Origin of the sequence: Arthrobacter sp. FW306-04-A (assembly GCF_044358315.1) — a bacterium.
In the GTDB taxonomy this organism is placed as follows: Bacteria; Actinomycetota; Actinomycetes; order Actinomycetales; family Micrococcaceae; genus Arthrobacter.
On record NZ_CP084559.1, the window covers coordinates 4,296,011 to 4,321,786 of the forward strand.

The following is a 25,776-nucleotide window of genomic DNA, read 5'->3' on the forward strand; positions in this document are numbered from 1 at the left end:
CCGCGGCGGCGGCCCCGTCACCGAAACGGTCAGTCCCCGGTCCTGGTGGAGGATCCTTTACCGGGCGCTCACGCGCACGGGCTCCTCACCCGCGTGGCGAGCATCGGATGAGGCGGAGGCCATGCCCACTACGCGAAACAACTCGAAGGATGACAGCAGCGTCCTGCCGGAACCCGGGGAAGGCACCCAGGCGTGCTCCGTGTCTCGCGAGCACGCCGGCCCAGTGACGACGGCCGCCGCACACACCAGGATCCCTCAGCGTGCATTCCCGTGCATGCGAGCAGGTTCCGGAACTGGTTCAATCATCGAGATACGGGCCCGGGTGTGGATAATCGTTGCTTATGAGCGTTGGGGGCTGGGCGGACCGATACCGGCAGGGCGATCGGGAACGCGTGTGGTCGGAACTGGGGCGGCTTGGGTCGAATGTGCGTGACCCGAGCGTGCTGACAGAGGCGCAGGCTGTGTGCGACGAGATGGCTCTTCGGGTCCGGTTCAATATCGAGCTCCTGGTGAATCGCCTGCAATCGCAGGAGTATGTCTTCCATTCCAACGATGATGCGCGAACTCCGGTCGTTCCGTTCCAGCCGGCGAGCGTCCGTGCTTCACAGTTTGCGGCCTGGTTGGAGGAGCGGTTCGGTCCCGTGCCGTTGGTTCTGTCGTCATGGATCCGGCTTGTTGGCGATGTGTGGCTGGTTGGCACGCATCCGGGATGGGGCGAGTCATCCGCGGCGGATCCGCTTGTGATCGAGCTGGAGGGAACAAGGTATTCCGGGGAATCGATCTCCAGCTACTTCATCAGTGAGCACGAGGCCTGGGCAGAGGAAGCTCGGGACGACCCGGCTGTTGGGTCTTTCGTGCTGCCGGTTGCGCCTGATCGGTTGCATAAGGCAAACGTCAGCGGCGGTGCGCCATTTGGATTCCGAGTCCCGGACGGTGGAGCTGACGGCGTCTTCGCCGCTGAGAATGACATGTCGTTTGTGTCGTATCTAAACCTGATATTCCGGAACGGCGGCTTTGCCTGCTGGCCTTTGGGAGACAGACACGAGCGGCTGCGGAAGTCGCTAACCGACGGCCTGCTGCTGCTCTAGATGAGCTGCGCAGGCTGAGTCTGACGTGGCATCGATTTGTGTGGTAACGGATCCTCATCCGAACCTCAGGTGCAGCCCACTCACATCAGAGTCTCCTTGCGCTGACCGTCCCGAATGCCTCGCCCGTGTGACCGGGGAGCGCAACGAGGACCTTTCCGGTGCCCGTGCCGGCGATTCGCACCGAGAACGAGGTCCCCACTGTGGGGAGTGGGAAGAAGGAGATCGGCCTGATCCCGAAGAGGAGGTCCACCTCAGGCTGACCAGGCTCAGTGGGCTGGAGACTGAGGCGAAGAAGATTCTGGGCGGCCAGGCTGCTCGCCCGGACCGTCCCCGTGATCTCGAACCAGGGCGCATCCCTGAGCCGTCGCACGGCGAGGACACGGCGCCAGGCGACCCCGACGTACAGGGCGAGCAGGGCCAGGGGTGTGAACATGATCACGCTCAGGCCCATCACCCAGATCCACGTCGGCCCGGGGTAGCCGCGAATCTCGACCCACCCGTAGTCGAACTGGTCGTGGCGGACAGTCACGGTCGTCCCGATCGGGGGCGCCTCGGCGCAACGCTTGGAAACCGTGGCGCGACTGCGCACCTGCTGGTTGTCGACGGGGTAGGCGAGACCGAGATTGCAGGCTTTCCCGTATCTTCCCTCGAATTCGTCCTGACTCGTGATAATGGCGTTCGTTTGGGGCCAGAAGCCCCAGACCGGTTTGCCTTCGTGCCAGAGCGTGAGCGCTGCGAGAATGAAGGCGAAAGACACGAACACGGTCCGCGCCCGTGCACTGCGGATCCGTTGCGCCATTAGGGCATCGACGTCGCGCGCCGGCCTGTCCCCGAACGGTTTCGAGGCGCGCACCTGTAGTCCAGGTGCGAGCAGCGTTGTTCCGTCCATGGATCCCCCATTTGCCATTGGCTAAGGCGATTCTAGGGCCGGCTGGCCTGCGGAAGCCACTCGCCTGCTCCCGAGGACAACTCCACCAACGGCATGTGCAGTTGCTCCCGATCAGATCCCGTTCACGGATCCTTCACTGGGACAGTTCGAGAGGTCTTTGGATGCGGCTACGCGCGGCACACCCAGAAAAAGTTCCTGCCGTGGGTGAGGATTGAGCCATGACAGCGCGCAACCGCAGCCTAACCGCAGCCGTGATCTACAAGCAGACTGGGTCCGCGCCTGTGATGCAAAGTGCATCCTCATGAAGGAGATGAGGCTCCGGTACGCCGGAGCGTGTCGGCTGTGCGGTGCCTCTCTTCCGGCCGGGACAGAAGCGATCTATGAGAGCGAGACGAAGACTGTCCGCTGTTTGGGATGTGCCACCGGGGCTGCGGAAACCGTGTCCTCCGACCTGGAACCACCTTGTGATGCGTCGTTGTCCACTGAGCCCGGAGTAGCCGGTTCGTCCGCCCGGCGCGAATATGAGCGCCGCAAGGCGAAGGACGAGGAAAAGCTTCGCGAGAAGTGGGGTCGCTTCGGCGGCCTCGCAGTCGCCCTCTCCGACGAGCAGCAGCACACCAAGTCCTGGGACCAGGGTGCGATCGGTGAGGAACGCCTCGGCGCTCGGCTAAATGCCCTGGCCACCGATGGCTTGGCTGTCCTCCACGACCGACGCATCCCCGGCTCGAAGGCCAACATCGACCACATCGCCATCACTCCCGGTGGAATCTGGGTGATCGATGCCAAGCGGTACAAGGGACGACCCGAGCTGAAGATCGAGGGTGGCATCCTTCGCCCACGCGTCGAGAAGCTCCTCGTGGGCCGCCGTGATTGCGCGAAACTGGTTGATGGAGTGCTCAAACAGGTCGACGTCGTGCGCGACCTCGTCGGGGATGTTCCGGTCACCGGGGCGCTGTGCTTCATCGAAGCAGACTGGCCCCTGATCGGGGGCGCGTTCTCGACTCGTGGCGTTCACGTGCTCTGGCCGAAACGGTTGGCCAAAGTGCTTATGGAGCAGACAGCCGGCGACGTTGATGTGGCGAGGACGCGTGAGTCGGTAGCCTCGCGGTTCAAGCCGGCGTGACGTCAGGTGTCTATGTTCGAAGCTGTTCGGAAGCACGCTAAGGGATCCCCTTGCGGGCCGCCGGGCGATAAATAGCGCCGCGAAAAGACCGCCATTTATCGCTAAGTGTCCCACCCGGGTGTTACATGCGTACGCAGCGTAATTCCAATCGCCGCCTATGCGAGAGTGGACTATCTCAAAAACGGCGTAACCGGTGGTTTCCTTTAGTAGTTTTCAGCTTCCGAGTACCGCGGTGGCGGCGGGCGTTGGCGGCGGCACCCACCAGCAGACAAAAAGGAAGGCGCCCAGCACGGGCACGGCGGCTGTGAACCATCCGGGCACACCAGCAGACCCAGGGCCGGTCGCGGCGTGCCGTCGGTTACTTGGCGGGGGTGACGGTGGCTTCGTAGGTAAGGATCTCGGTGCCGTTGCCCTCGTCGCCGTTGTCGGGTGCAACCTTCATGGTGAGGTGGTTCCCATCGGCGGTCATCTTGAACGGGTTGCGGGTGGCGACGTGCCCGGCCGTGGACCATTGCTGGAACGGAACATCGCGGATCACGTTGTGGGATTTCAGGTCGATCATCGCCATGCCGCCGAGTTCGTAGGTGCCTCCGGCTGCCGGAGTCTGGGGGAGGTTGGTGATCCCTGCGCAGAGCATCTTGGAGTTGGGGACGTACTGGCAGTCCTGATAGTCGATGAAGAAGTTCGGGTTATCCCAGGTGGAGAGCTGCTTGCCCTGCAGGTCCCATTCGGCGAACCGGCGCGAGCCCCAGGTGTTCCCGACCAGGTGGCCGGTCCGTTTGTCCATCACGATGCCGCCGAAGTGGTCTTTGACCTCGAACTGCTTGTGGACGTCAAGGGTGTTCGCATCGACACGGTAAATGATGGCACTGCTGTTGGGCCGGTACTGGGCCACGGGGATCCAAACGTTGGTGCCGTCGAAATCAATGCCACCCGGGTGGTACATGTCACCTTCGCCCAGGATGATGTCCTTTTGCAGGTTGCCGGCTTTGTCCATTACGAAGAGATGGCCAATACCCTTGCCCGGGGTGCGGTCGAACCCGGCCTGAGGTGTGGGGAACTTCTTGGTCGGCTCGATGATCTGGACGGCCGAGAGGAAGATGTGGTCCTGGCTGTAGGCGATGCCCTCGGTGTGGTATGTCGGGAAGTTCAGCTTCAGCTTTGATGTCTGCTGCCAGTTCGTGTTCCGGTCAAGACCGTTGAAGTCATCGGCCAGGGCCGCGTTCGTTTCGCTGTGGCTGCCGGAGTCGGCGTTGTTGCCGTCCTGCTGGTTATTGTTGCCGACGGCCTGGGCGGCAGCGTTGCCGCCGAGTGCGGACGCGGCCAAGATGATGGCGGCGGCCGTGAGGATGCCTCGGGTACGAGTCGTGCTCATAGGGAGCCTCTCAGTGGTTGGGTCCTAAGGGCTCCCCATGTTACTTCCCGGTAATGAACCCCTCTTAGCGGGTTGGTGAACGACAGGTTGCGGGAGGGCCCAATAAAGGGTCCGTTAGCCGAACCGCTTGCGGGACGTTTAGAGCGCGAGCGGGCGCTCAAAACGGTGGAGTAGTCGCGCTCAAAATGGTAGCTTGGAAACGCTCATAATGGTGGACTAGTATCCATCGATGGGGCTCGCGCAATCGGGAAGACCTCCACTGGGAGGCAGCGAGCGAAGACAATTCTCGACTTGGACCTCCCCGAAATACGGCAGTTGATCCAAGCAGATCCCAATTACTTGAGCAGAGTAGACACCCCCGTACTCATCGATGAATGGCAACATGTCCCCGAGGTCTGGGACCGGGTCCGCCGCCTCGTCGACAGCGACTCGACCGGCGAACGGTTCATCTTGGCCGGCAGCGCCGCACCCGTTGGCACCCGCCTCCACTCCGGGGCATGACGTCACCGTCGAAGCTGTGAGCAGGGAAGCCGCAGGGCGGGCTGCCTGCGCAGACAGCCTCAGCATGGGCCGCGCTTTCCTCCAGCTCCCGATATCGATCGGGGGCGCAGTGCGCTTAGTGCACGCCGCTACCGACCCGGCCCGGAGCTCGCCCAACTTCTTCAGATAAAGGCAAAACCCCGCGAAGTGGACTCGCGACTGTTACGTTGAAGAATCGCTTACCGGGGGCGCCTCCCAGCGCTCTACGACCTGCCCCTGGGGGAAGGACAAGACGCCCCCGGCTGGACGGCTATAAACGGTCTCCATTATGTGGCTGACCGGAGCCGCGGGACCTCCCGACGTCTTGTTGGGTTGCCAGCCTGCGACCCGGATCAATCGGGGTGTGGGGGTAGTCCTCCCTAGCGAAGAGTTGGTTCCAAGGGGACGGTCCCGTTGATGGTAGCGATGTATATAGCCATGAAGGCATATCCGAGAACGTAGATCACCGTATAGGGCCACCTCGTTTTGCCTTGAGCATCGGGAGGAAGAGCCCTGCGTCCGTCGTTGCTGGCGAGCCTGGTGCGCAGGTCCATGACTTTGATGCGATATAGGAATAACGACGATAGAAAGAGCACAGCCGCGATGAAGGCCAGCGAGGGTATTCCGACGAAATCGGTCGTCAGGGGAAGAATGGTCGCCAGGAGGCAGAGGCCCGCGTTGCAGAGGACGTTGGTCACGCCAAGGATTCTGTCCATCCGCGACCCCCTCTTCAAGGGAAACCTGTACCGTCCCCAGTAAGACCCGGCCCAGCCGACAAAGGCAACAAAAACATAAATCAGGATTCTATTCACGTTTGGTAATTTCTCGAGAAGTTGCAGGCATCATTGATAGGACGCGCCATTTTCAAGGAAATGGCACCCCTGGCTCCATGTATGAATATCCAGACTCTATGCGGTGTTGGCATATCCATACATCGTGCCCGGCCATTCCCATCTTCGGACTGCTCTACTAAGCTCGCTGTGGGCTGGGAGCCTCCAGTTACCGCACCGTCGATGAGCCGGTTCCGGCCGCGCCGTCGGAAAGGACATGCCATGGCCACGTACAAGATCGGATACTTCGTCGGCAGCCTCTCAAGCCGATCCATCAACCGGGTCCTGTCCAAGGCGCTCATCAGCGTAGCGCCGGAGGAGCTCGAATTCACCGAGATTCCCATTAAGGACCTGCCCCTCTACAGCTCGGACTACGACGCCGATTTCCCGCCTGCAGGCCGGGCGTTGAAGGATGCGATCGCGGCGTCGGACGGCATCCTGTTCGTCTCCCCCGAGTACAACCGCTCCATCCCCGGCGCCTTGAAGAATGCCATCGACTGGGGATCCCGGCCCTGGGGAACCAACTCCTTCGCCCGCAAGCCCACGGGCATCATCGGCACATCTCCCGGCAGCATCGGTACGGCCGTGATGCAGTCCTCCATGCGCAGCGTCCTGAGCTTCCTCGACGCGCCCCAACTGAACGCCCCGGAGGCCTACGTCAAATTCGATCCGGCGTCCTACAACGAGGACGGATCCGTCCGGGACGAAGGCACCGCGTCCCTCCTGCGCCACTACATGGAGGAATACAGCGCGTTCGTCCAACGCGTCCTGGCCGCCAACGCTCCCGGGCACATTGGCGACGAACACCCGGACGGCGCCAAGCTGACGCGGTGATGTTGGCTTTTCCCCTGGGAATCCCGCGCCGCAGCCGAGCCTGGATCCACCTGTGTGGTAATTTTCGCGAGGATCAGTAGCGGCTTGCCCATCATCGGGAGCCATGTCTTTCGAGGATTCCATGGTTTCTTTGCGTGCGCGGCTAAGGCGGGGAGCCACTGGCGTGGCTGCGGCATTGGGCGTCCTGGTTGTGATGTCCGGGCTGGCGGCGCCGGGCGCCGGGGCAGCCGTTACGGGCGGCTCCGCGATAACGCCGATCGCCGTCGTGGGAACCTCGGCGAGGCCGACGGCGGCGGGCGCCTTCATTCCAATCTCACCCGCCCGGCTCCTGGACACGCGCAGCGGCACGCCCGCGGGCCCCGACTCTGCCGTCTCCTTCCAGGTGGGCGGCGTCAACGGGATCCCCGCCTCGGTTTCAGCGGTCACCTTTAACCTCACGGTCACCGGCCCGCAGTCGTTTGGTTTCATCACCGCCTACGCCTCAGGAACCAACCGGCCGAACTCCTCCAACGTGAACTTCGCGATTGGCCAGACCGTGCCGAACTCGGTCACCGTCCCGGTTGGCGCCGACGGCAAAGTCGCCCTGTTCAACCGGTCCTCCGGCAACACCAACCTCATCGCGGATGTCTCGGGCTACTACCTCCCCGGCACGCCGACTGTACCCGGCGCGTTCGTCCCGGTGGTACCGGCCAGACTCTTGGACACCCGAACCAGCGCACCTGCGGGCCCGGACGGGACGGTGTCCTTCCAGGTAGGCGGGGTAGGCGGGATCCCGGCAACAGTCTCCGCAGTGACCTTCAACCTCACCGTCGCGGACCCCACCTCGTTCGGGTTCATCGCGGCCTACGCTTCCGGAACTGAACGCCCAAACTCCTCCAACATCAACTTCGCAACAGACCAGACGGTTCCAAACTCCGTCACCGTTCCCGTCGGCGTCGACGGCAAAGTCACCCTCTTCAACCGCTCCGCAGGCGCCACACAGCTGATCGCCGACGTCGCGGGCTACTACCTCAGCGGTGCCCCGAGCACGCCCGGCGCGTTCGTCCCGGTGACCCCGGCCCGGCTCCTGGATACGCGCCCCAGCACGCCAGCAGGCCCGGATGGGACAGTGTCCTTCCGGGTCGGCGGCGTGAACGGAATTCCCGTCAATGCCGCGGCGGCCGTGTTCAACCTCACCGTCACCGGCCCGCAGTCGTACGGTTTCATCACCGCTTACGCATCGGGAACCACACGGCCGAACGCCTCCAACGTGAACTTCGCGGGCGGCCAGACAATCCCGGGCTCCGTCACTGTTCCGGTTGGCTCCGACGGCAAAATCACCCTCTTCAACCGCTCGGCAGGCGCCACCCAGCTAATCGCCGACGTCGCGGGCTACTTCCTCGCCGGAACGTCAACCAGTTCCGCCCTCACGTGGGGCGACAACCAGTCCAGCCAGCTCGGCAACGGCACCACACCCTACCTCGCCACTGCGGCGGCCGTCGCGGACCTCTCCGGAGTCAGGTCTTTCGCCGGGGATGGATCCACCAGCTATGCGCTGCTGACCGACGGGACGGTGCGGGCATGGGGGAGCAATCAGTCCGGGCAGCTTGGCAACGGAACCACTTTGGACAGCAGCACCCCCGCTCAAGTCCCAGGCCTCACCGGAGTCACCTCCATCTCGAGCAACGGGGGCACAGCATACGCGCTTCTGAACGATGGGACCGTCCGCGCATGGGGCGATAGTGCGTCCGGCCAGCTCGGCAGCGGCATCACCTCCAGCAGCACACCACTCCAGGTCCAAGGCCTCACGGGCGTCACCTCCATCACGGCCACGTACTATGGTGCCTTTGCCTTGCTAAGTGACGGAACTGTCCGTTCCTGGGGCGCCAACTTTATGGGTCAGCTCGGCAATGGAGCTACCGGCAGCGGCAGTGGATCCCCGGTCCAGGTCGCGGGCCTCACTGGCGTCACCTCGATCACGGCCAGCGACTTCAGCGCCTATGCACTGTTGGCTGACGGAACCGTCCGCGCCTGGGGCGACAATTCGAAGGGGCAGCTTGGCACCGGAAATTCCGCCAACGTCAGCAACACCCCTGCCCAAGTTCAAGGGCTCACCGGCGTCACTTCGATCGCCGCCAGCAACTACAACGCCTACGCCCTCCTGTCCGACAGGACCGTGCGTTCCTGGGGCGCCAACGCAAGCGGCCAGCTCGGCAACGGCACCACATCAGAGAGCTACACCCCGGTCCGCGTCCAGGGCCTCAGCAACGTCACGTCCATGACGGCCAGCGCAGGCACCGCATACGCGGTCTCGGGCGACGGCACTGCCCGCGCTTGGGGCTCCAACCAGTCCGGACAGCTCGGCAACGGCACTGTCACCAACAGCAACATCCCCGTCCAGGTTCAGGGCCTCGCCGGAGCCGCCTCCATCACGGCTGACAAAGGGGATTCCAATAACGCGGTTGCTTACGCCGTGCTGCGCGACGGGACTGTTCGGAGCTGGGGACTCAACCAATCCGGCCAACTCGGTAATGGCACCACCACCAGCAGCAACTCCCCCGGCCAAGTGCAAGGCCTCAGCGGAGTCGGTTCGATTACGGCCGGCAGAGGGACCGCGTTCGCGTTGCTTGCGGACGGAACCATCCGCGCCTGGGGCGACAACTATAACCACCAACTCGGCGTCACTGGCACAACCTCCTTCAGCAGCGCGCCAGTCGGCATCCCAGGCCTCACCGGGGTGTTCGCTGGAGCCCAAGGCGCGAGTACCAAATACGCCGCGCTGATCAACGGAACCGTGTGGGCCTGGGGCGGAAACGGGTTCGGCCAGCTCGGAAACGGCACCACCACCGACAGCGGCATTCCCGTCCAAGTCACTGGACTCTCAGGGGTCTTATCCATCACCGCCAGCGGAAGTACCGCTTACGCCCTGCTTGGCGACGGAACGGTGTGGGCTTGGGGAGACAATTCGTCCGGCCAGCTCGGAAACGGCACCACCAGCAACAGCACCACCCCCGTCCAAGTCCAGGGGGTTGGCACGGCCACCTCGATCACTGCCAACGGAGGCACCGCCTACGCTGTGCTGAATGACGGGTCGGTTCGCGCCTGGGGCAGCAATCAGTCGGGGCAGTTGGGCAACGGCACCAACACCGCCAGCAGCACCCCGGTCCAGGTCACCGGCCTCACAGGAGTCTCGTCCATCGCCGCCAGTTACGGCACGGCCTACGCTCTCCTGGCTGACGGGACCCTCCGAGCCTGGGGCTACAACGGTTATGGCCAACTGGGCAACGGCACCAAGGCCAACAGCAACACCCCGGTCCAGGTCGCAGGCCTCAGCGGAACCGTGTCCTTCACGGCCAACGGTGGCACGGCCTACGCAGTGCTGGGCAACGGCACCGTTTGGGCTTGGGGTTTCGGGGGCTACGGAGAGATCGGCAACGGCTCCACCACCAACAGCAGCACCCCGGTCCAAGTCCAGGGCCTCACCGGAGTGACGGCCGTAGCTGCCAGTGAAATCACGGGGTACGCCCTGCTCAACGATGGGACAGTCCGGGCCTGGGGTGCCAACTGGTATGGCCAACTCGGCAACGGCACCATCACAAACAGCAGCACCCCGGTCCAAGTCCAGGGCCTCACCGGAGTCAACTCGATCGCGAGCAGCATCTACGACGCATTCGCCTTGCTCAGCGATGGAACGGTCCGCGCGTGGGGTTACAGCGCGCAGGGTCAACTCGGCAACGGCACCACCGGCAGCAGCACCACTTCCGTCCAAGTCCAGGGCCTCACGGGAGTGACGCGCCTCTGGCTGTAGGCGCCGCCCTTGGCGCTAGGGCTGCCGAAACTTGCCCAAGGCTCAATGCTTGGCGGCAATATCCGCCGAAATCAGCCCAGCGGTATCAAGGATTGCATGGCGGACCGAGTCGATGTATGCCGCGGGCTCGGGGTGCGCGGCGACGTTTTGGGCCTGGAGCGAGACGTTGACTGCGGCCACAACTTTCCCCGCGGCGTTGCGCACGGGGGCTGCCACGGACATAAGCCCGAGTTCCAGCTCTTGGTCCAGCAGGCACCATCCTTGCGTGCGCACGCGGTTCAGCTCGGCCAGAAGTTCCGCGCGGGACGTGATGGTCCGTGGCGTCAGGGCCTTGAACTCCACCGAGGAGAGGTATTCGTCCAGCTTCTGCTGCGTCAGGCCGGCCAGAAGTACCCTACCCATGGACGTGGCGTAGGCCGGGAAGCGGGTACCCACCGAGATGCCGACCGTCATGATCCGGCGCGTGGTCACGCGGGCCACGTAGAAGATATCCGCGCCATCCAGCACCGCCGCCGACGTCGACTCCCCCAATTTCAGGGAGAGCTCTTCAAGGTGCGGCTGCGCGAGCTGCGGCAGGGACAACGCCGACAGGTACGAATAGCCAAGTTGCAGCACCATCGCGGTGAGCGCGAAGGTCTTGCCGTCCGTGCGGACATAGCCCAGCTCCACCAGGGTATGCAGGAACCGACGCGCCGTGGCACGCGTCAGGTTGGTGCGCGCCGCCACCTCGCTGAGCGTCATGACGGGGTTGGCCGCGTCGAAAGCACGGATCACGGACAAGCCGCGTGCCAGCGATTGCACGTACTGGTCACTCGCTTGGGGAGAACCCGTCTGGGGTGCTCCGGCTACTGCTGCGTCGGTCATGGTTACCAATCTTATTGGCGCGAGTTGGCACCAAATGCCCCCTGAAGTGTTTCCAGAGGGCATCTGCTGCCAGTTCGCGCTCCCGTTTAGACGCCGACGACGGCGCCAGCCGCCTTCAGTGGGACCGGCACCAGCGCTTGGAGTTCTTCGAAGGTGCAGCCGAACGTCTCACGCACGGTCACGCCGTCGGGCCCTATCAGGAAGACGGCTTTGTCCGTGTACACGCGGGTCACGCAGCCCACGCCGGTGAGCGGGTAGCTGCAGGTGCCGACGAGTTTGGACACGCCGTCGCGGGTCAGGAGCGTCATCATGACAAACACATCCTTGGCCCCGGTGGCCAAGTCCATCGCCCCTCCGACGGCCGGAATGGCGTCCGGTGCCCCGGTATGCCAGTTGGCGAGGTCGCCCGACGCGGAGACTTGGAAAGCGCCGAGCACACAGATATCCAGGTGGCCGCCGCGCATGATCGCGAAGGAATCAGCGTGGTGGAAATACGAAGCCCCGGGGAGTTCGGTGACGGGGATCTTGCCGGCGTTGATGAGGTCGCCGTCGATCTCCTCGCCCTCGGCTTCCGGGCCCATGCCAAGCATCCCGTTCTCCGTGTGGAGCGTGATGTTCTGATCTTCGGTGAGGTAGTTGGAGACGAGCGTGGGCTGCCCGATGCCGAGGTTCACGAAGGAGCCTGGAGCGATGTCCCGCGCCACCAGCCGCGCGAGCTCAAGCCGGCCGAGGGGTGTTGTTGAGGTTTGGGTGCTCATATCAGGCCACCTTCACGATGCTGTTGACGTAGATTCCGGGGGTCACCACGTTCTCCGGATCCAAGGCGCCGGTCGGAACGATCTCCGACACCTGGACGATGGTGTGCCTGGCGGACGCGGCCATGATGGGGCCGAAGTTCCGGGCCGTCTTGCGGTACACGAGGTTGCCTTTGCCGTCGGCCTTCAGCGCCTTGATGAGCGCGACGTCGGCGTGGATGGGTGTCTCGAACACCTGCCATTTACCGTCCAGCAGCCGGGTTTCCTTGCCCTCCGCGAGCATTGTGCCGTAGCCGGTGGGGGTGAAGAAACCGCCGATGCCGGCACCGGCAGCCCGGATACGCTCGGCCAAGTTGCCTTGCGGCACGAGCTCAAGCTCGATTTCCCCAGCCTTGTACTTGGCGTCGAAATGCCAGGAATCGGACTGCCGAGGGAAGGAGCAGATCATCTTGCGGACCCGCCCTTCCTTGATGAGTAACGCCAGGCCTTGATCGCCCTGGCCGGCATTGTTGTTCACCACCGTGAGGTCCGTCGCGCCGGAATCCAGCAGCGCGTCGATAAGTTCGAACGGCTGGCCGGCATTGCCGAAGCCACCAATCATGATGGTGGAGCCGTCCTTGATGCCGGCGACTGCTTCGCCAACTGTGTCAATGAATTTCAGCATGGTCTTCTAGCCCTTAACTCCAGCAGTGACGTTTTCGAGCACCACAGCCAGGCCTTGCCCGACGCCGATGCAGATCGCGGCAACACCCCAACGCTGACCGGAAGCCTCCAGGCTGCGGGCCAGGGTGCCCAGGATGCGTGTGCCGGAGGCGCCCAGCGGGTGCCCCATCGCGATCGCGCCGCCGTGCCGGTTCACGATGGAGGGGTCGATTCCCCACGCATCAATGCAGGCCAGGGACTGCGCGGCAAAGGCTTCGTTAAGTTCGACGGCGCCCACCTGGTCCCAGCCGATGCCCGCCTTCGCGAGGGCCTTGTTAGCCGCTTCCACGGGCGCGTAGCCGAAGAACTGGGGATCGTTCCCGTGCGCCCCGCGGCCTGCGATGCGTGCCAGCGGTTCCAGGCCCAGCAGTCCGGCGGCGCTTTCGCTGCCAATCCAGGCCGCGGAGGCGCCGTCGGAAAGCGGCGAAGCGTTCCCCGCGGTGACGGTACCGCCCTCCGGCCCCGAAGACTCGGGCCGGAACACGGTCTTGAGTCCGGCGAGCTTTTCCGCCGTGGAGCCTGCCCGGATGCCTTCGTCGCGGACCAACTCCGTGCCCGGAACCTGTGTCACCAACTGATCGTAGAAGCCCTCATCCCACGCCGCGGCGGCGAGGTTGTGCGAGGCCGCGGCGAACTCGTCCTGCCGTTCCCGGGTGATCCCGTACTTCTCGCGCAGGCGCTCGGTGGCCTCGCCCAGGGAAATGGTCCAGTCCTTGGGCATGGCCGGGTTCACCAGGCGCCAGCCCAGTGTGGTGGAGGCCAGGGTCATGTCCCCGGAGGGGTACGGCTTGGACGTCTTGGGCAGCACCCACGGTGCGCGGCTCATGGATTCGGCGCCGCCCACCAGCATCAGCTCTGCGTCGCCGGCATTGATCTGGCGGGAGGCGATGATGGCGGCGTCCAGGGAAGAGCCGCAGAGGCGGTTGACCGTGGTGCCGGGGATCGACGTCGGGAGCCCGGCTAGGAGGGTGGCCATGCGGGCGACGTTGCGGTTCTCCTCGCCGGCGCCGTTGGCGTTGCCGAACACCACCTCGTCGATGCGCTCAACATCCAAACCAGGTGCGCGCCTCACGGCTTCGCGCACCACGTGGGCCGCGAGGTCATCCGGGCGCACCCCGGCAAGGCCCGAGCCGAACTTTCCAAAGGGGGTGCGTACGGCGTCGTACACATAGGCCTGGTTCATGCGTTATCCATTTCTCTGAAGACCTGTTGCGCGGTCTTGAATGCCGTGTTCGCGGAGGGAACTCCGCAGTAGATGGCGGTCTGCAGCAGGATTTCCTTGATCTCGTCCCTGCTCAGGCCGTTGGTGATGGCGGCGCGGATGTGCATGGCCAGTTCTTCCCAGTGCCCGTGCGCCACCATGGCCGTGATGGTGACGGCCGAGCGTACTTGCCGCGTGAGGCCCGGGCGGGTCCAAATGCCGCCCCAAGCGATGCGGGTGATCATGTCCTGGAAGTCCTCGGTGAAGGAATCCTTCTTGGCGTTGGCACGGTCCACGTGCGCATCGCCGAGCACTTCGCGGCGGACCACCATGCCGGCGTCGTAGATTTCCTGCGAGGTGGCGTCGCGCTGAACAGCGCCGTTTTTGTCGGCGCCGTTTTTGTCAGCGCCCTGCGAAGGATCGTTGCTCATTTTCCGGTCTCCATCATGAACGTCCGCATGAGGTCCGCGACGACGGCTGGCGCCTCCGCGGGCGCAAGGTGCCCGACGCCGTCGAGCGCTATAGCGACTGCAGTGCCGCCGCCTGTGTGGATCCCTGAGTTGATGCCGTCCGCCACTTCCTGAGCGAACGACGGCGGCGCAACAGTGTCCTCAACGCCGGCCAGCGATTGCGTGGGGACGGTGATGCTGCCGAGCTCGGAGCGGACATCGAAAGCAGCGAGGGCCTCGCAGCAGAAGGCGTAGCTGAAGCGGTCGGCGTCCCGCAGTGCGTGCAGGAGGCGGCTGCTGATGACGGGCTGGCGGTCCATGAAACCGGGAGCGAACCAGCGTTGGGCTGATCCCTGGATCATCACCGCGGTGCCCTGCGCGCGAACGGTTTCGGCGCGTTCGAGCCACCCCTCCGGCGTGCCGAGCTTCGCTCCGGTGCACTGCACGGACAAGCTTTTAAGCCGTTCTCCGTGCTTGATGCCCAATTGCAGCCCCGTAGCGCCGCCCAGGGAGTCCCCGGCATAGTGGAACACGGCGCCGGGAGCGATCGAATCCACCAAGTCCACCACCGCGTCGGCCAGCTCGGCGACACTGAACGTTTCGGACGCCGCGGGCGAGGCACCGTGGCCGGGAAGGTCCCAGCCGATGACGTCGAAGTCGTCGCCGAGGAGGGCTGCCGTCTCGGTCCACAGCACAGTGGACGTTCCGAGCGAGGGGCCCACCACCAGGAGGGGTTTCTCCCCCAGGGTGCGCTGCGGGGACAGCAACACCGCCTTGACGTTGGGCTTAGCCACGATCGGTTCCCTTCGGATTGGTGTGTGAAAACTCCGGGTAGGCGGCCAGGATGCGGCGACTGATCTCAGCGCCCTCGCCCACGTAGTTCGCTGGGTCCAAGAGCGCCCGCAGTTCCTCGTTGGACAACGTACTCGCTGGCACGGCCTCGCGAAGAAGCTTGGTGTAGATCCGGGATTGTTCTGCCGCTGGTGACCGGAGGGTTTCGTCGACGACGGCTTGCAGCCGGGCCTTCGCTTCGGCCCTGTCCGCGCCGAGGAGCGGAGCAACCGAGGATGCCACGGCCTCGCTGAGCAGCAACGGCCCGGAGATTTCCAGGTTGCGGCGCATCGCCTCGGGGAAGACTCGGAGTCCCTCGGCAAGCTCGCGGAGCTGGGTTGCTGCACCAAGTGCCAAGCGGAGAAGTTGGCGCAGGGCGGGCCATTCGCTGTGCCAGGCGCCGTCGGGGCGTTCGTCGTTGAAGTTGGCCGCTGCCAGGTGCAGCTGCGCAGCCAACCCGGGAGCCTGAAGCGCCGTGCTGCGGATCAGCACGGACAACACCGGGTTTTGCTTTTGCGGCATGGCCGAGGAGACGCCCCGACCCGCGGCAAGGGGTTCACCTAGTTCGGCAACCTCGGGGCGGCTGAGGAACAGCAGGTCCGAGGCGATCTTGCCGAAGGAGTCCGTGAGCGCCGTGAGGGAGTCGCCGAGGGCAGTGACGGCCAAACGGTTGGTGTGCCAAGGCCCAGGGACGGGAGCCAGGCCCAACTTCCCGGCCAGGGCATCTGCCAAGTCGAAGGGGCTCGACGGCGAGCCTCCCGTGAGCACGGTGCCGGACGCCAGAGTGCCGGAAGCTCCGCCGAATTGCACCGGAAGCTCCAACGACTCCAAACGACGGGCCGCGGCAGCCACACCGTGAAACCACTGCGCCGCTTTGAGCCCGAAGGTGAACGGCAGCGCATGCTGCGTCAGGCTCCTGCCCACGCACAGCGTGTCCGCATGCTGTACCGCAAGGCCGGCGAGCGCCGTCGTCGTGCCTCTTACTTCGGCGACGAGCGCGGAAACTACGCGGCGCGCGAGCAGCATCAACGCCGAATCCAGCACGTCTTGGCTGGTCAGGGAGGTGTGCACGGCGGCAAGCGCGCCGATGGCCCCGCCGGGATGCTCAGCGTCGAGCTGCCTGACCCTGCCCCGGAGGTCGGCAAGCAGCGGGATGACCGGGTTGGCGCCGCCCTGGGCGCGTTCGGCGATGGAAGCGGCGTCGTAGGCCCAGGATTCGGCGGCCTCGGTGACGACCGCGGCAGAACCGGCGGGCGCCAGGCCCGCCTCTTCGAGCACGGCTGCCCAAGCGGCCTCGACGTCGAGGATGGCCGCGATGACCGCACGGTCACCCGTCAGCGCGGCCACGGCGGACGACGCCGAAACCGGGCTGAGCAGCCCGAAATCGCCGTCGAGGCTCATCGGGAGGCGCCTTCGAAGTCGAGAAAAACAGTCTCGTTCCCGCCTTGCAGGCGCAGATCCCAGGTGAGCCCGCCATCCGCATCTCGCCGGGCGATGAGAGTCTGGCGGCGCTCGGGATCGAGGGAGCTGAGCAGTGGATCGGCCGCGAGCGCTTCCTCGTTTTCCGGCAAGTAGATGCGGGTGAACAGGCGGTTCATGAGGCCACGCGCAAAAACGGCGACGGAAATGAACGGAGCCGCTCCTGGTTTTCCGGGGACTGGGGAAGTTGGGCCGGGGTTGACCGTGGTGAAGGTGTAGACGCCGGTGTTGCCTACCGCCGCGCGGCCCCAGCCGGTGAAGCTGTAGCCGTCACGGACCAGGGAGCCGGTGCGTTGGACCACGTTGCCATCGGCGTCCGGCTGCCAGATCTCGAGGATGGCGTCCGGGATGGCTTCCCCGGCGCCGTCGTACACAGTGCCCTGGAGGCGGATGCTTCCGGCGCTGCCCGGGGCAAGGAGTTCGTTGTCCTTATTAAAGGGGAGGGCGTAGCCGTAGAACGGGCCAACGGTCTGGCCGGGAGTGGGGATCAACTTGCTCATGTGCTTACTCCTCGTCTCCGGCGTCGCCAAAGGCTTCGTTTTCGGTCCAGGTCCGCTTCGACCCGCTCAGGATGATGTCCCAGTTGTAGCCGAGGGCCCACTCGGGGCTCGTCAGTTCGTGGTCGTACTTTGCCACGAGGCGGTCGCGGGCGTCTTGGTCCACGATCGACTGGTAGATGGGGTCCAACGGGAACAACTGGTCACCCGGGAAGTACATCTGGGTGACGATGCGCTGCGTGAAGTCCGTGCCGAACATGGAAAAGTGGATGTGCGCCGGACGCCAGGCGTTGAGGTGGTTCTTCCACGGGTAGGCGCCGGGTTTGATGGTGGTGAAGCGGTAGGAGCCGTCCGGTCCGGTGATGCAGCGTCCGACGCCGGTGAAGTTCGGGTCGAGCGGGGCGGGGTGCTGGTCGCGCTTGTGGATGTAGCGGCCGGCGGCGTTGGCCTGCCAGATCTCCACGAGCTGGCCGGCAACCGGGCGGCCGTCGCCGTCGAGCACTTTGCCCTGCACGATAATCCGCTCGCCCTGGGGTTCGCCGTTGTGCTGGATGGTGAGGTCCGATTCCAGGGCGTGCACGTCCTGGTGCCCGAACGCCGGCGAGTACAGCTCGATGGTCTCCGGGTCCGCATGGTGCAGGCTCTTGGTGGGGTGGCGCAGGATGCTGCTGCGGTACGGCGCGAAGTCGAGACGGGGCTGGGTCTCCGGCGCGGCACCGTCCTTGAGCGCCTGGGCGTACGCCTCACCGATTGCCTTGATCTCGGCGCTGAGATCCGCTTGGGTTTCGGCTGCAGCGTTCGACGACGGGTGGGCGGCATGCGGTTCGGCCGCCGGTACGAGCTCGTCGTCTTGGTAGTGCCCGGCATTTGCGTCTAGCAGCACGGCCGGCTCCTTTCGGGTGGTTGCTTTCCTGGTTTTCGGTTAGTCGGGTTTCTGGCTAGCGGTGCACGCGGTGGGCGTGAAGCGAGTCGTACTGGACGGCGTGCCGCACGGGGGCGTTGGGGGCGCCGTAGCCGTCGTAGTTGCCGCGCCGTTCCACCATTTCGAAGAACACGCTGCCCACCGTGGCGGTGTAGAAGTGCAGGAATTCACCGTTGGCGTCCCTGTCGTAGAGGAGGTTCAGTTCCTTGAGCGTGGCGAGGAAAGCAGGCTCCAGGGCGAAGCGTGCATCCAGGTCCTCGTAGTAGTTGGCCGGGATCTGCAGGAACTCGAGTCCGCGCCCTTGCGCTTCCCGGGCCGTGGCCACGAGGTCATCCACTGCGAACGCGATGTGTTCCTGGTAGCTCTTGCGCGCACCGTTGCCTTGCTGGCCAGGTTCCTGCTGAAGCACGGGAGCGAGGTTCAGGACCAGGCGCACGGCACGGTCCGACGTCTGCATGACCTGCGAGCGCACCAGGCCGCTGGGGCTTGGCACCTCGGCGAACGGCTGCGGTTCCAGGGCCAAGGCGCTCGTATAGAAGAGGACGGCTTCGTCGAAGTGCTGCCAGGGCTGGGCCAGGTTCACGTGGTCGATCACCGCTTGCTTTCCCGCTGAAGGATGCTCAAGGCCTTCGCCAAACTCGCGAGTCCAGGCGGCGGTGCCGTCCGGGCTGCCTTGGCACAAGAAGATTTCGGTGGAGTCCGGGGCTGCGATTCCTTGGAACACTTCCTCGTCAGCCTGGACCTTACGCGGTACCACGGGGGCCTTGAGTTGCTGGGCGCGGGCCGAGGCAATCACGGGAGAGTCGACGTCGAACCCCAACGCCGCGATGGCGGGTTCGCTATGCGAGGGAGCCTGTTCGTTGATAATGACGCGCGCCTGCCCCATGGACCACAGCTGCACGTCCTTGGTCCGGTGCCGGCCGTCGAATTCGAAGCCCAGCTGGCCAAGAAGCGTCTCGAGCTGTGCGGGCTCATCTGTCTTGACCTCGGCGAAGTTGAAGCCGGCCGGTTCAGCCACTTTGGGCAGCGTGGCCAGTTCCATGGGATAACGACGGCGGCCAGCAGCGTTGGCGGGCGAGTCACCGCTGGCGGTTCCCGGAGCTCCTCCTGCTGTAAAGGACGATGCGTTCGCGTCGAGCCATTTGGCGCTCTGTTCCTCCAGCCAGATCAGCGAGCGCATCGCGTCGACGGCGGTGCGCTCCACATCCGATTGGCGGAAGACGTCGTTGAAAATCTCCAGCGAAACCGGGCCGGAGTAGCCTGCACGGGCAACGTGGCCCATGAACTTGGCAAGCTCGAATTGTCCTTCGCCAGGGAACACGCGGTAGTGGCGGCTCCAGGACAACACGTCCATGGTGAGTTTCGGGGCGTCGGCCACTTGGACGAAGAAGATCTTCTCGGGCTTGATGGCCTCGATGGGTGCGGTATCCCAGTCGCGGGAAAGGATGTGGAAGGAGTCCAAGCAGGTGCCTAGGTTGGGGTGATCCACGGCTTCCACCAAACGGTGGGCGTGTTCGTAGTCGTTGACGTATTTGCCCCAAGCGAGGGCCTCGTACGCCACCTTGACGCCGTGGTCCCCGGCCAATTCCGCCAGTCGGGAGAGCTGCTCGGCCCGGAGGTTGTCGTCGTCGATCGTGGCAGTTCCCACGTTGGTGCACACCAGGATGGTGTCCATGCCAAGGCGCGACATGAGCCTGAACTTGGCGTCTGCCCGGCGCAGGTTTTCCTGGAGGATGTCCTCTGAGACACTGTCGAAGTCGCGGAACGGCTGGTAGAGATCCAGGCCGAGTCCAAGGTCCGCGGCCATCTTCCGCACGTCCTCCGGGCTCAGCGGCGAGGTGACGAGGTCCTGTTCGAAGATCTCTATGCCGTCGAAGCCCGCGATGGCGCAGGCCTGCATCTTTTCCTTGAGCGTGCCGGAGAGGCAGACCGTCGCGATTCCGGTGCGCATCAGTGCCCCGCCCCGGCGAGTGCCTGGTCGGCCTTCGACGCTTCAGCGTTGCCTTCTTCGGCACTCACCAGCTCCAGGAAATGCGCCCGCATTCGCTCGGGATCGGCGTCGCGGCCGGTGAAGATGCGGAAGGCGTCGGCGGCCTGGCCCACGGCCATGCGTCCGCCGTCGAGCACCCGGCAGCCCTTGGCCCGGGCCTCGAGCACCAGCTGGGTCTCGATCGGCCGGTAGACGATGTCGGCCACCCAATGGCGGGATTCCACGAGGGACATGTCCAGTGGGAGGCCTGGATGCGCGGCCATGCCCACCGGTGTGCAGTGCACCAGACCGTCGGCAAGCGGCATCAGCTGCGGCAGCTCCGCCGTCGTGCGTGCCGTAACGGTGCTGCCAGGGAACAGGGCGGCGAGTTCCGCTGCCCGTTCGGCGCAGCGCACGGGATGCACGTCCACAAGGTCCAGTTTCTTGACGCCCGCGGAAAGAAGGGCGTACGCGACGGCGGAACCGGCACCGCCCGCGCCCAGCTGGACGACGCGGTCCAGGCCGGCGTCGGGAAGGCCGCTGGCCAAAGCTGAACCGAAGCCGGAGAAGTCTGTGTTGTGGCCGATGAAGCGGCCATCCTGGATCAGCACGGTGTTCACGGCGCCGAGCCGCCGGGCGTCCTCGGAAATCTCGTCCAGGAACGGCAGGACCAGTTGCTTGCACGGATGCGTGATGTTGAGGCCGTTGTAACCGAGCCGGGAAGCTGCCGTCAGGAGATCGCCGACGGCGGAGCCGGGCAGGGAGAGCTCCAGCAGGTCGATGGGCCGGTACAGGTAGCGCAGCCCCTGGACGTCGGCCTCCCTCTCATGCATGGGCGGCGTCAGCGAGGGCGTCACGCCTTCGCCGATAAGGCCCACCAAGAAGGATTCGGCTCGGTTGCTCATGCTCATTGCTCCTTTGACAACTGCACCCGCGGATGGGCCTTCTCCGGAGTCCTTTGGGACGTCCGAAGTGCGCTGCTCCGCCGGGCGGTATGAATCAGACTACACAAAATGTTCATATATTGCACTTATGTTCTTATCGCGAACAAAAGTGATGTCCGTTGGCGCCCTTAGCGCTGCGGCAGGCGGTCGGCAAGCTCGGAAGCCGCGCTCTTCAGCAGGGGAACGATCGCCACGAGCTGTTCCACGCTCATCCGGAAAACGGGGACCGCGGTGGCAAGGGATGCGAAGGCAACGCCTTGGGAGTTGAGCACGGGGACGGCGACAGCGCGCATCCCCACCTCGTTTTCTTCGTCCATGATCGCGTAGCCCTGGCGCCGGACCTTCTCAATTTCCAAGCGGAAGGCATCGCGATCGGTGATCGAGAATTCCGTGAGCGGCTCCAACTCGAGCTCTTCCACCAGCTGCTGCCGCTCGCCGTCGTCCGCGAAGGCAACCAACGCTTTGCCTACTGCCGTGGTGTGGAGCATCCCAAGGTGCCCCGGATCGCTGGTAACCCGGAACATCTGGGGGCCGTCCACCTTGTTGACCGTGAGATGGTGGTGGCCATCCCGGACTGAAAGGATGGTGGCCTCGCCGGTCCCCTCCGTGACGCGTTGCAAGACGGGCCGCGCGGTACCCGCAAAGCCGTGGTGATTGGACACCCGCTGCCCGAGCTGGAAGACACGAAGGCCCAGATGGTAGCGGCGCCCATCGGGCTCATAGTCCACAAAACCATCGCGGGTCAGGGACCCGAGGAGTCGGTAAGTAGTGCTGAACGGCAGCTCCGCCTGGCGGGCGAGCTCGGAGGCACTGGCCCCCTTCGGCTCATTGCCCAGCAATACGAGGAGGCCCAGGGCCTTGCCGATCATGTCGGTCTTTGTGTCTTCCTTCACATCCATATCTAAAGATTGCCACATCGTGAGAGCTATATCTAGATGGTGAGTAAATATCTTGACAAGTGACTGTGCTCACAGTCATCATTGCTATATCGCACAAGTAGCTCTCACAATGTGACTACAGTGTGAGGCCGCTGCCGGACCCACATCAGCGTTCCAAGTAAGCAAATTTCAGCCAGATGCGACATCGCCGTCACAAAGGAACACCATGAGTCACACGATCCCGTCTACGACGCCGGGCACTGCCACGGCAGGAACGCCGAAGAAGGCCGCCCTGGCCAGCTTCCTCGGCAGCGCCGTCGAGTACTACGACTTCTTCATCTTCGGTTCGGCCGCGGCCTTGATCTTCCCGCACGTCTTCTTCCCGAGCGCCGACGCCAACGCCGCCATCATGTCCTTCGCGACATTCGGCTTCGCCTACGTGGCCAGGCCGGTCGGTGCCATCATCCTGGGGCACTTCGGAGACCGCATCGGCCGCCAGCGCGTGCTGATGTTCACCCTGGTACTCATGGGCGGTGCGACGTTCATCATTGGGTGCCTCCCCGATTTCAAGGCCATTGGCTGGTGGGCTCCGGCCCTGCTGGTCTTCGCGCGCCTCTGCCAAGGTCTTTCGGCTGCCGGCGAGCAGGCCGGCGCTTCGTCCATGACGCTGGAACACGCGCCGGACAACCGCCGCTCCTTCTTCACGTCCTGGACCCTCACGGGAACCCAGGGTGGCCAGATTCTCGCTGCATTGGTCTTCATCCCCGTCGTCGCCCTCCCGGACGAGGTCAAGTACGGCATCGGCTGGCGCATCCCGTTCTGGCTCAGCGCCGTGGTGGTCCTGGTTGCGTTCTTCATCCGACGCACCCTGCACGAGCCGCCCGCCTTCGCCGAGGCCAAGAAGAACAACCAGATCGCCAAGCTCCCGGTGGCCGACCTCCTCAGACTGCACTGGGCCGATGTCCTGCGCGTTGTCTGCTGCGCCTTCATCTCCGCCGTGAGCACCGTCTTCGGCACCCTGGCCATCAAGTACGCCCAGGACGTGGCCCACGTGAACAGCACCATCACCCTGTGGCTCGTCGTGGCTGCCAACATCGTGGCCCTTGGCACCCAGCCGGTCTTCGGTAAGCTGGCTGACCGGATCGGCCGCAAGCCCGTCTTCATCTACGGCGCCATTGCCAGCGCCATCATGACGCCGGTGTTTCTCTTGACCCTTGAATCCGGAAACGTGCCGCTCATGTTCCTGGTGTCCGTGGTGTACTTCGCCCTCGGATACGCCGCCGCCAACGCTGTGTGGCCCTCCTTCTATGGCGAAATGTTCAGCACCAAGGTCCGCTTCTCCGGCTTGGCCATCGGCACGCAGATCGGCTTCCTCATGGCAGGCTTCGCTCCGACCATCGTCACCGCAATGGGCGGCACCAAGGCCGGCGGCTGGATCCAGATCAGCATCTTCACCGGCGTCATCTGCATCATCGCAGCCGTCTCCGCAATGACGGCCCGGGAATCCTTCAAGACCCCGACGGCGGAACTCGGCCTGAGGTAACTTCTCCCCCTCTACCCCCCATCCATTGCTCCCCACCGGCCGTTTCGACCCGGTGGGGAGCAATGGATTTTTTTGTGTACGGAAGTCTTACCCACGGCTAACCCGTACGAAACCACCCTGCAACATTGGCCCGCCACACTGGAATAGCCGGCAAACGCTGGCAGCTCCAGCCAAGGAGGCCACAATGTTGAAGGAAGTATCGACCCACCCCACACGAGTCCGCGCCCTTGACCAGCTGCACCGCGGCGACCAGATCGAAGCCCGCCTCTCCGTCGGACCCTCCTACGATGACGTGGTCATCCGCCGGGGAAGCGTTCAAGAGACGGCCCCAGGCATCGGCGTCGTTTGGATCATGGATCAGCTGACCGGCCTGCGCAAGGCCATCAATACCGACGAATGCAGCGTCTGGCGAGTGGCCTGATCCTGGCCCCGAACCGCTCAGCCGCCAGCCACGGACTGGATGATCAAGACCTCCTGGCCGGCCGCAACCTCAGTATCCAGACCTTTCAGGCGCCGGACCTCCTCGCCATTCACGTAAATATTCACGTAGCGGCGGAGGGACCCGGTTTCGTCCCGGAGCCTCCGGGCCAGCACCGGGTAGTCCCCGGTCACAGCATCAAGCAAGCTTTTGACGGTCACAGCTCCGTCGGCGGGCGTAGTCAGGTAGGACTGCCCGCCGGCGAGTGGCTGGAGAACGCTGGGCAAAACCACGGTGATGTCGGACAAGGTCCGTCCTAAGCCGGCAAACCGGATGCCGCAGAGGCAGCCGCCAATTCGGGTGACAGATCCCCGGAGACAACGGCGGCCCGGACGCACAAAACATCGGGCAGATGTGAGGCAACTTCAATGAAGGACTCGCCCTCATCCGCGCTGGCGTAAACCGAACCGCCGCGTGTTCCGAAGTACACCCCGGCAGGTTCAGCCGAATCCACCGCGGCCGCGTCACGGAGCACGGCATTGTATTCGTGGTCCGGCAGTCCCACATCCAAACGCTTCCAGGTCTCTCCGGCGTCGTCCGTGCGGTGCACCGCGAGATGGCCATCCGGCGGAATCCGCTCGCTATCTGCCTTGATCGGGACCACCCACGCGGTACCTTCGCGGCGGGGGTGGGTGAGCATCACGAAGCCGAAATCGGCGGGCAGCCCGTCCGCAATTGAAATCCAATTCTCGCCGTTGTCATCCGTGCGGTACACGCCGTGGTGGTTCTGCGCATACAGACGGCCCTCGACGGCGGCATCCGCGGCGATCTTGTGCACGCACTGGCCGAACTCCGGGTTGGGATCCGGCATGAAGCGGGCCGAGATTCCCTTGTTGCGGGCTTCCCAGGAGGTTCCGCCGTCGAGCGATCTGTAAACCCCGCCAGTGCTCATGGCTACGTGGACGTTCTCCCCGGAGTGGTTGACCACGATTGAGTGGGCGGCAGCGCCGCCGTAACCCGCTCCCCATTCACTGCGGTGCGGATGGTCCCACAGGCCACGGTTCAGCTCGAAGTGCTCGCCACCGTCGGTGGATTTCCAGACGGAGATGGGTTCGCAACCGGCCCACACAACGCCGGGCCGGGACGCGGAGTCCGGGTAGATCTGCCAGATCCGCTCCAGTGCGGCGTCGGTGCCCTCTGGGAATTTGATGGCGCCTTGTTCGGGCTCGGTCCACGTGGCGCCTAGGTCGTCGGAGTGGGCCACGGTGGGACCCCAGTGTTCGGAGCGCACGCCCACCATGATCCGGGGTTTGTCCCCGCGCGTATCGATCCCGATGCTGGGGATCTCGCTCATGAGGAAGTGCGGACCGGAGAGGGACCATTCCTTGCGGTCTGCGCTGTGTGCCAGCCACAGTCCTTTTTTGGTCCCGATCGCCAAGATATAACTCTCTGCGGTAGCCATGGACCCCATGCAACCATCCCCGCGCGGGAGCCGCAACGGTTTTGTGAACCGGTCTAGGAAACCGGCTCAGTCCACGAACTCGGACTGCGTCTCAATAAAGTCCCAGTCGGCATCGGTCAACCCGCCAGCCAGTTCTTCAAGACGCGGCCCACCGACTTCGGCAATGCGTTGCAGAACCTCCAGCGGAAGCTCGGCAGCCCGCAGGTTCTCCCGCAGCCATTCCTTGCTCTTGAGGTCAATGTCCAGCCACCACATGAAGATCTCCACGTGGACCACCCCTTCCTGTGCAAGTTAACGCTAGGCCTGCGGAGGGTGCTCTACAAGGGGCCGAGCGCTTGATCAAACGCCGGATCCGGCCCTAATTCCGCGCCCGGAACAGGCCCGGGAAAAGTAAAGTGAAAGTAGTTATTCAGATTG

Annotated in this window: 25 protein-coding genes; 7 read left to right on the top strand and 18 right to left on the bottom strand. The window is 64.4% G+C overall.

Features of this window, described 5'->3' with window-relative positions:
• Window positions 1–341 precede the first annotated feature (341 nt).
• Window positions 342–1,088 (top strand): hypothetical protein, encoded by a 747-nt coding sequence (locus LFT43_RS20060; protein ID WP_395799881.1) that lies wholly within the window; start codon window positions 342–344, stop codon window positions 1,086–1,088.
• Between the two features lie 85 nt (window positions 1,089–1,173).
• Here LFT43_RS20060 and LFT43_RS20065 read toward each other — a convergent pair whose 3' ends face one another.
• Window positions 1,174–1,977, bottom strand: a complete 804-nt coding sequence (locus tag LFT43_RS20065; protein WP_395799883.1) for a hypothetical protein — start codon at window positions 1,975–1,977, stop codon at window positions 1,174–1,176.
• Between the two features lie 475 nt (window positions 1,978–2,452).
• Here LFT43_RS20065 and LFT43_RS20070 point away from each other — a divergent pair, with 475 nt between their 5' ends.
• Window positions 2,453–3,100 carry a nuclease-related domain-containing protein gene (locus LFT43_RS20070; protein WP_395799885.1) on the top strand — a complete coding sequence of 216 codons (648 nt, stop codon included), beginning with the start codon at window positions 2,453–2,455 and terminating at the stop codon, window positions 3,098–3,100.
• A gap of 358 nt (window positions 3,101–3,458) precedes the next feature.
• Here LFT43_RS20070 and LFT43_RS20075 read toward each other — a convergent pair whose 3' ends face one another.
• The gene (locus LFT43_RS20075; RefSeq protein ID WP_395799887.1) at window positions 3,459–4,475 is read right to left on the bottom strand and encodes a DUF6454 family protein; all 1,017 of its coding nucleotides are present in this window, start codon (window positions 4,473–4,475) and stop codon (window positions 3,459–3,461) included.
• A gap of 225 nt (window positions 4,476–4,700) precedes the next feature.
• Here LFT43_RS20075 and LFT43_RS20080 point away from each other — a divergent pair, with 225 nt between their 5' ends.
• Window positions 4,701–4,976: an AAA family ATPase gene (locus LFT43_RS20080; protein ID WP_395803191.1), complete on the top strand. Its 276-nt coding sequence runs from the start codon at window positions 4,701–4,703 to the stop codon at window positions 4,974–4,976.
• A 398-nt stretch (window positions 4,977–5,374) separates the two neighbouring features.
• On the opposite strand, the gene LFT43_RS20085 is transcribed toward LFT43_RS20080, so the two are convergent.
• Window positions 5,375–5,710: a hypothetical protein gene (locus tag LFT43_RS20085; protein WP_395799889.1), complete on the bottom strand. Its 336-nt coding sequence runs from the start codon at window positions 5,708–5,710 to the stop codon at window positions 5,375–5,377.
• 336 nt (window positions 5,711–6,046) lie between these two features.
• Between LFT43_RS20085 and LFT43_RS20090 the strand changes: the two genes are divergently transcribed.
• Together LFT43_RS20090 and LFT43_RS20095 are read left to right on the top strand one after the other, a co-directional pair.
• A complete protein-coding gene (locus LFT43_RS20090) occupies window positions 6,047–6,658 on the top strand; it encodes an NADPH-dependent FMN reductase (protein WP_395799891.1) in 612 nt (203 codons plus the stop codon).
• Between the two features lie 103 nt (window positions 6,659–6,761).
• Window positions 6,762–10,445, top strand: a complete 3,684-nt coding sequence (locus LFT43_RS20095) for a hypothetical protein (RefSeq protein ID WP_395799893.1) — start codon at window positions 6,762–6,764, stop codon at window positions 10,443–10,445.
• A 42-nt stretch (window positions 10,446–10,487) separates the two neighbouring features.
• Here LFT43_RS20095 and LFT43_RS20100 read toward each other — a convergent pair whose 3' ends face one another.
• The 12 genes from LFT43_RS20100 to LFT43_RS20155 form a co-directional block, all read right to left on the bottom strand.
• Complete coding sequence (locus tag LFT43_RS20100) at window positions 10,488–11,309, bottom strand: IclR family transcriptional regulator C-terminal domain-containing protein (RefSeq protein ID WP_395799895.1); 822 nt, start codon at window positions 11,307–11,309, stop codon at window positions 10,488–10,490.
• 86 nt (window positions 11,310–11,395) lie between these two features.
• Entirely contained in the window at window positions 11,396–12,067 is a 672-nt protein-coding gene (locus LFT43_RS20105; RefSeq protein ID WP_395799897.1) for a 3-oxoacid CoA-transferase subunit B, read from the bottom strand.
• A 1-nt stretch (window position 12,068) separates the two neighbouring features.
• A complete protein-coding gene (locus LFT43_RS20110) occupies window positions 12,069–12,728 on the bottom strand; it encodes a 3-oxoacid CoA-transferase subunit A (protein ID WP_395799899.1) in 660 nt (219 codons plus the stop codon).
• Window positions 12,729–12,734: 6 nt separating this feature from the next.
• Window positions 12,735–13,949, bottom strand: a complete 1,215-nt coding sequence (locus LFT43_RS20115; RefSeq protein WP_395799901.1) for a thiolase family protein — start codon at window positions 13,947–13,949, stop codon at window positions 12,735–12,737.
• On the bottom strand, window positions 13,946–14,398 hold the full coding sequence (gene pcaC, locus LFT43_RS20120) for a 4-carboxymuconolactone decarboxylase (protein ID WP_395799903.1): 453 nt from the start codon (window positions 14,396–14,398) through the stop codon (window positions 13,946–13,948). The genes LFT43_RS20115 and pcaC overlap by 4 nt, the downstream gene beginning before the upstream one ends.
• Window positions 14,395–15,210 carry an alpha/beta fold hydrolase gene (locus tag LFT43_RS20125; RefSeq protein ID WP_395799905.1) on the bottom strand — a complete coding sequence of 272 codons (816 nt, stop codon included), beginning with the start codon at window positions 15,208–15,210 and terminating at the stop codon, window positions 14,395–14,397. The genes pcaC and LFT43_RS20125 overlap by 4 nt, the downstream gene beginning before the upstream one ends.
• On the bottom strand, window positions 15,203–16,648 hold the full coding sequence (locus tag LFT43_RS20130; protein WP_395799907.1) for a lyase family protein: 1,446 nt from the start codon (window positions 16,646–16,648) through the stop codon (window positions 15,203–15,205). Before LFT43_RS20130 ends, LFT43_RS20125 begins: the two co-directional genes overlap by 8 nt.
• Window positions 16,645–17,226, bottom strand: a complete 582-nt coding sequence (gene pcaG, locus LFT43_RS20135) for a protocatechuate 3,4-dioxygenase subunit alpha (RefSeq protein ID WP_395799909.1) — start codon at window positions 17,224–17,226, stop codon at window positions 16,645–16,647. The genes LFT43_RS20130 and pcaG overlap by 4 nt, the downstream gene beginning before the upstream one ends.
• A 4-nt stretch (window positions 17,227–17,230) precedes the next feature.
• Window positions 17,231–18,103, bottom strand: a complete 873-nt coding sequence (gene pcaH / locus LFT43_RS20140; RefSeq protein ID WP_395803193.1) for a protocatechuate 3,4-dioxygenase subunit beta — start codon at window positions 18,101–18,103, stop codon at window positions 17,231–17,233.
• 58 nt (window positions 18,104–18,161) lie between these two features.
• Window positions 18,162–20,096: a bifunctional sugar phosphate isomerase/epimerase/4-hydroxyphenylpyruvate dioxygenase family protein gene (locus LFT43_RS20145; RefSeq protein ID WP_395799910.1), complete on the bottom strand. Its 1,935-nt coding sequence runs from the start codon at window positions 20,094–20,096 to the stop codon at window positions 18,162–18,164.
• Window positions 20,096–21,019, bottom strand: coding sequence for a shikimate dehydrogenase (locus tag LFT43_RS20150; protein WP_395799912.1), 924 nt, complete (start codon window positions 21,017–21,019; stop codon window positions 20,096–20,098). The genes LFT43_RS20145 and LFT43_RS20150 overlap by 1 nt, the downstream gene beginning before the upstream one ends.
• 167 nt (window positions 21,020–21,186) lie before the next feature.
• Window positions 21,187–21,957 carry an IclR family transcriptional regulator gene (locus LFT43_RS20155; protein WP_395799914.1) on the bottom strand — a complete coding sequence of 257 codons (771 nt, stop codon included), beginning with the start codon at window positions 21,955–21,957 and terminating at the stop codon, window positions 21,187–21,189.
• A 205-nt stretch (window positions 21,958–22,162) separates the two neighbouring features.
• Here LFT43_RS20155 and LFT43_RS20160 point away from each other — a divergent pair, with 205 nt between their 5' ends.
• Window positions 22,163–23,479, top strand: coding sequence for an MFS transporter (locus tag LFT43_RS20160; protein WP_395799916.1), 1,317 nt, complete (start codon window positions 22,163–22,165; stop codon window positions 23,477–23,479).
• 184 nt (window positions 23,480–23,663) lie between these two features.
• Window positions 23,664–23,900, top strand: coding sequence for a hypothetical protein (locus LFT43_RS20165; RefSeq protein WP_395799918.1), 237 nt, complete (start codon window positions 23,664–23,666; stop codon window positions 23,898–23,900).
• Between the two features lie 17 nt (window positions 23,901–23,917).
• Here LFT43_RS20165 and LFT43_RS20170 read toward each other — a convergent pair whose 3' ends face one another.
• From LFT43_RS20170 to LFT43_RS20180, 3 genes are read right to left on the bottom strand one after another with little or no spacing between them, the layout of a single operon-like run.
• Complete coding sequence (locus tag LFT43_RS20170; RefSeq protein ID WP_395799920.1) at window positions 23,918–24,205, bottom strand: MoaD/ThiS family protein; 288 nt, start codon at window positions 24,203–24,205, stop codon at window positions 23,918–23,920.
• Between the two features lie 8 nt (window positions 24,206–24,213).
• A complete protein-coding gene (locus LFT43_RS20175; RefSeq protein ID WP_395799922.1) occupies window positions 24,214–25,368 on the bottom strand; it encodes a WD40/YVTN/BNR-like repeat-containing protein in 1,155 nt (384 codons plus the stop codon).
• A 57-nt stretch (window positions 25,369–25,425) separates the two neighbouring features.
• Window positions 25,426–25,626 carry a hypothetical protein gene (locus LFT43_RS20180; RefSeq protein WP_265981599.1) on the bottom strand — a complete coding sequence of 67 codons (201 nt, stop codon included), beginning with the start codon at window positions 25,624–25,626 and terminating at the stop codon, window positions 25,426–25,428.
• Window positions 25,627–25,776: the final 150 nt, after the last annotated feature.

What these genes read in the sequence shown, in the direction of transcription:
- LFT43_RS20060 (WP_395799881.1), top strand. Translation starts at nt 342, where the DNA reads ATGAGCGTTGGGGGCTGGGCGGACCGATACCGGCAGGGCGATCGGGAA.
- LFT43_RS20065 (WP_395799883.1), bottom strand. Translation starts at nt 1,977, where the DNA reads ATGGACGGAACAACGCTGCTCGCACCTGGACTACAGGTGCGCGCCTCG.
- LFT43_RS20075 (WP_395799887.1), bottom strand. Translation starts at nt 4,475, where the DNA reads ATGAGCACGACTCGTACCCGAGGCATCCTCACGGCCGCCGCCATCATC.
- LFT43_RS20085 (WP_395799889.1), bottom strand. Translation starts at nt 5,710, where the DNA reads ATGGACAGAATCCTTGGCGTGACCAACGTCCTCTGCAACGCGGGCCTC.
- LFT43_RS20090 (WP_395799891.1), top strand. Translation starts at nt 6,047, where the DNA reads ATGGCCACGTACAAGATCGGATACTTCGTCGGCAGCCTCTCAAGCCGA.
- LFT43_RS20095 (WP_395799893.1), top strand. Translation starts at nt 6,762, where the DNA reads ATGTCTTTCGAGGATTCCATGGTTTCTTTGCGTGCGCGGCTAAGGCGG.
- LFT43_RS20100 (WP_395799895.1), bottom strand. Translation starts at nt 11,309, where the DNA reads ATGACCGACGCAGCAGTAGCCGGAGCACCCCAGACGGGTTCTCCCCAA.
- LFT43_RS20105 (WP_395799897.1), bottom strand. Translation starts at nt 12,067, where the DNA reads ATGAGCACCCAAACCTCAACAACACCCCTCGGCCGGCTTGAGCTCGCG.
- LFT43_RS20110 (WP_395799899.1), bottom strand. Translation starts at nt 12,728, where the DNA reads ATGCTGAAATTCATTGACACAGTTGGCGAAGCAGTCGCCGGCATCAAG.
- LFT43_RS20115 (WP_395799901.1), bottom strand. Translation starts at nt 13,949, where the DNA reads ATGAACCAGGCCTATGTGTACGACGCCGTACGCACCCCCTTTGGAAAG.
- pcaC (WP_395799903.1), bottom strand. Translation starts at nt 14,398, where the DNA reads ATGAGCAACGATCCTTCGCAGGGCGCTGACAAAAACGGCGCCGACAAA.
- LFT43_RS20130 (WP_395799907.1), bottom strand. Translation starts at nt 16,648, where the DNA reads ATGAGCCTCGACGGCGATTTCGGGCTGCTCAGCCCGGTTTCGGCGTCG.
- pcaG (WP_395799909.1), bottom strand. Translation starts at nt 17,226, where the DNA reads ATGAGCAAGTTGATCCCCACTCCCGGCCAGACCGTTGGCCCGTTCTAC.
- LFT43_RS20145 (WP_395799910.1), bottom strand. Translation starts at nt 20,096, where the DNA reads ATGCGCACCGGAATCGCGACGGTCTGCCTCTCCGGCACGCTCAAGGAA.
- LFT43_RS20150 (WP_395799912.1), bottom strand. Translation starts at nt 21,019, where the DNA reads ATGAGCAACCGAGCCGAATCCTTCTTGGTGGGCCTTATCGGCGAAGGC.
- LFT43_RS20155 (WP_395799914.1), bottom strand. Translation starts at nt 21,957, where the DNA reads ATGGATGTGAAGGAAGACACAAAGACCGACATGATCGGCAAGGCCCTG.
- LFT43_RS20160 (WP_395799916.1), top strand. Translation starts at nt 22,163, where the DNA reads ATGAGTCACACGATCCCGTCTACGACGCCGGGCACTGCCACGGCAGGA.
- LFT43_RS20165 (WP_395799918.1), top strand. Translation starts at nt 23,664, where the DNA reads ATGTTGAAGGAAGTATCGACCCACCCCACACGAGTCCGCGCCCTTGAC.
- LFT43_RS20175 (WP_395799922.1), bottom strand. Translation starts at nt 25,368, where the DNA reads ATGGGGTCCATGGCTACCGCAGAGAGTTATATCTTGGCGATCGGGACC.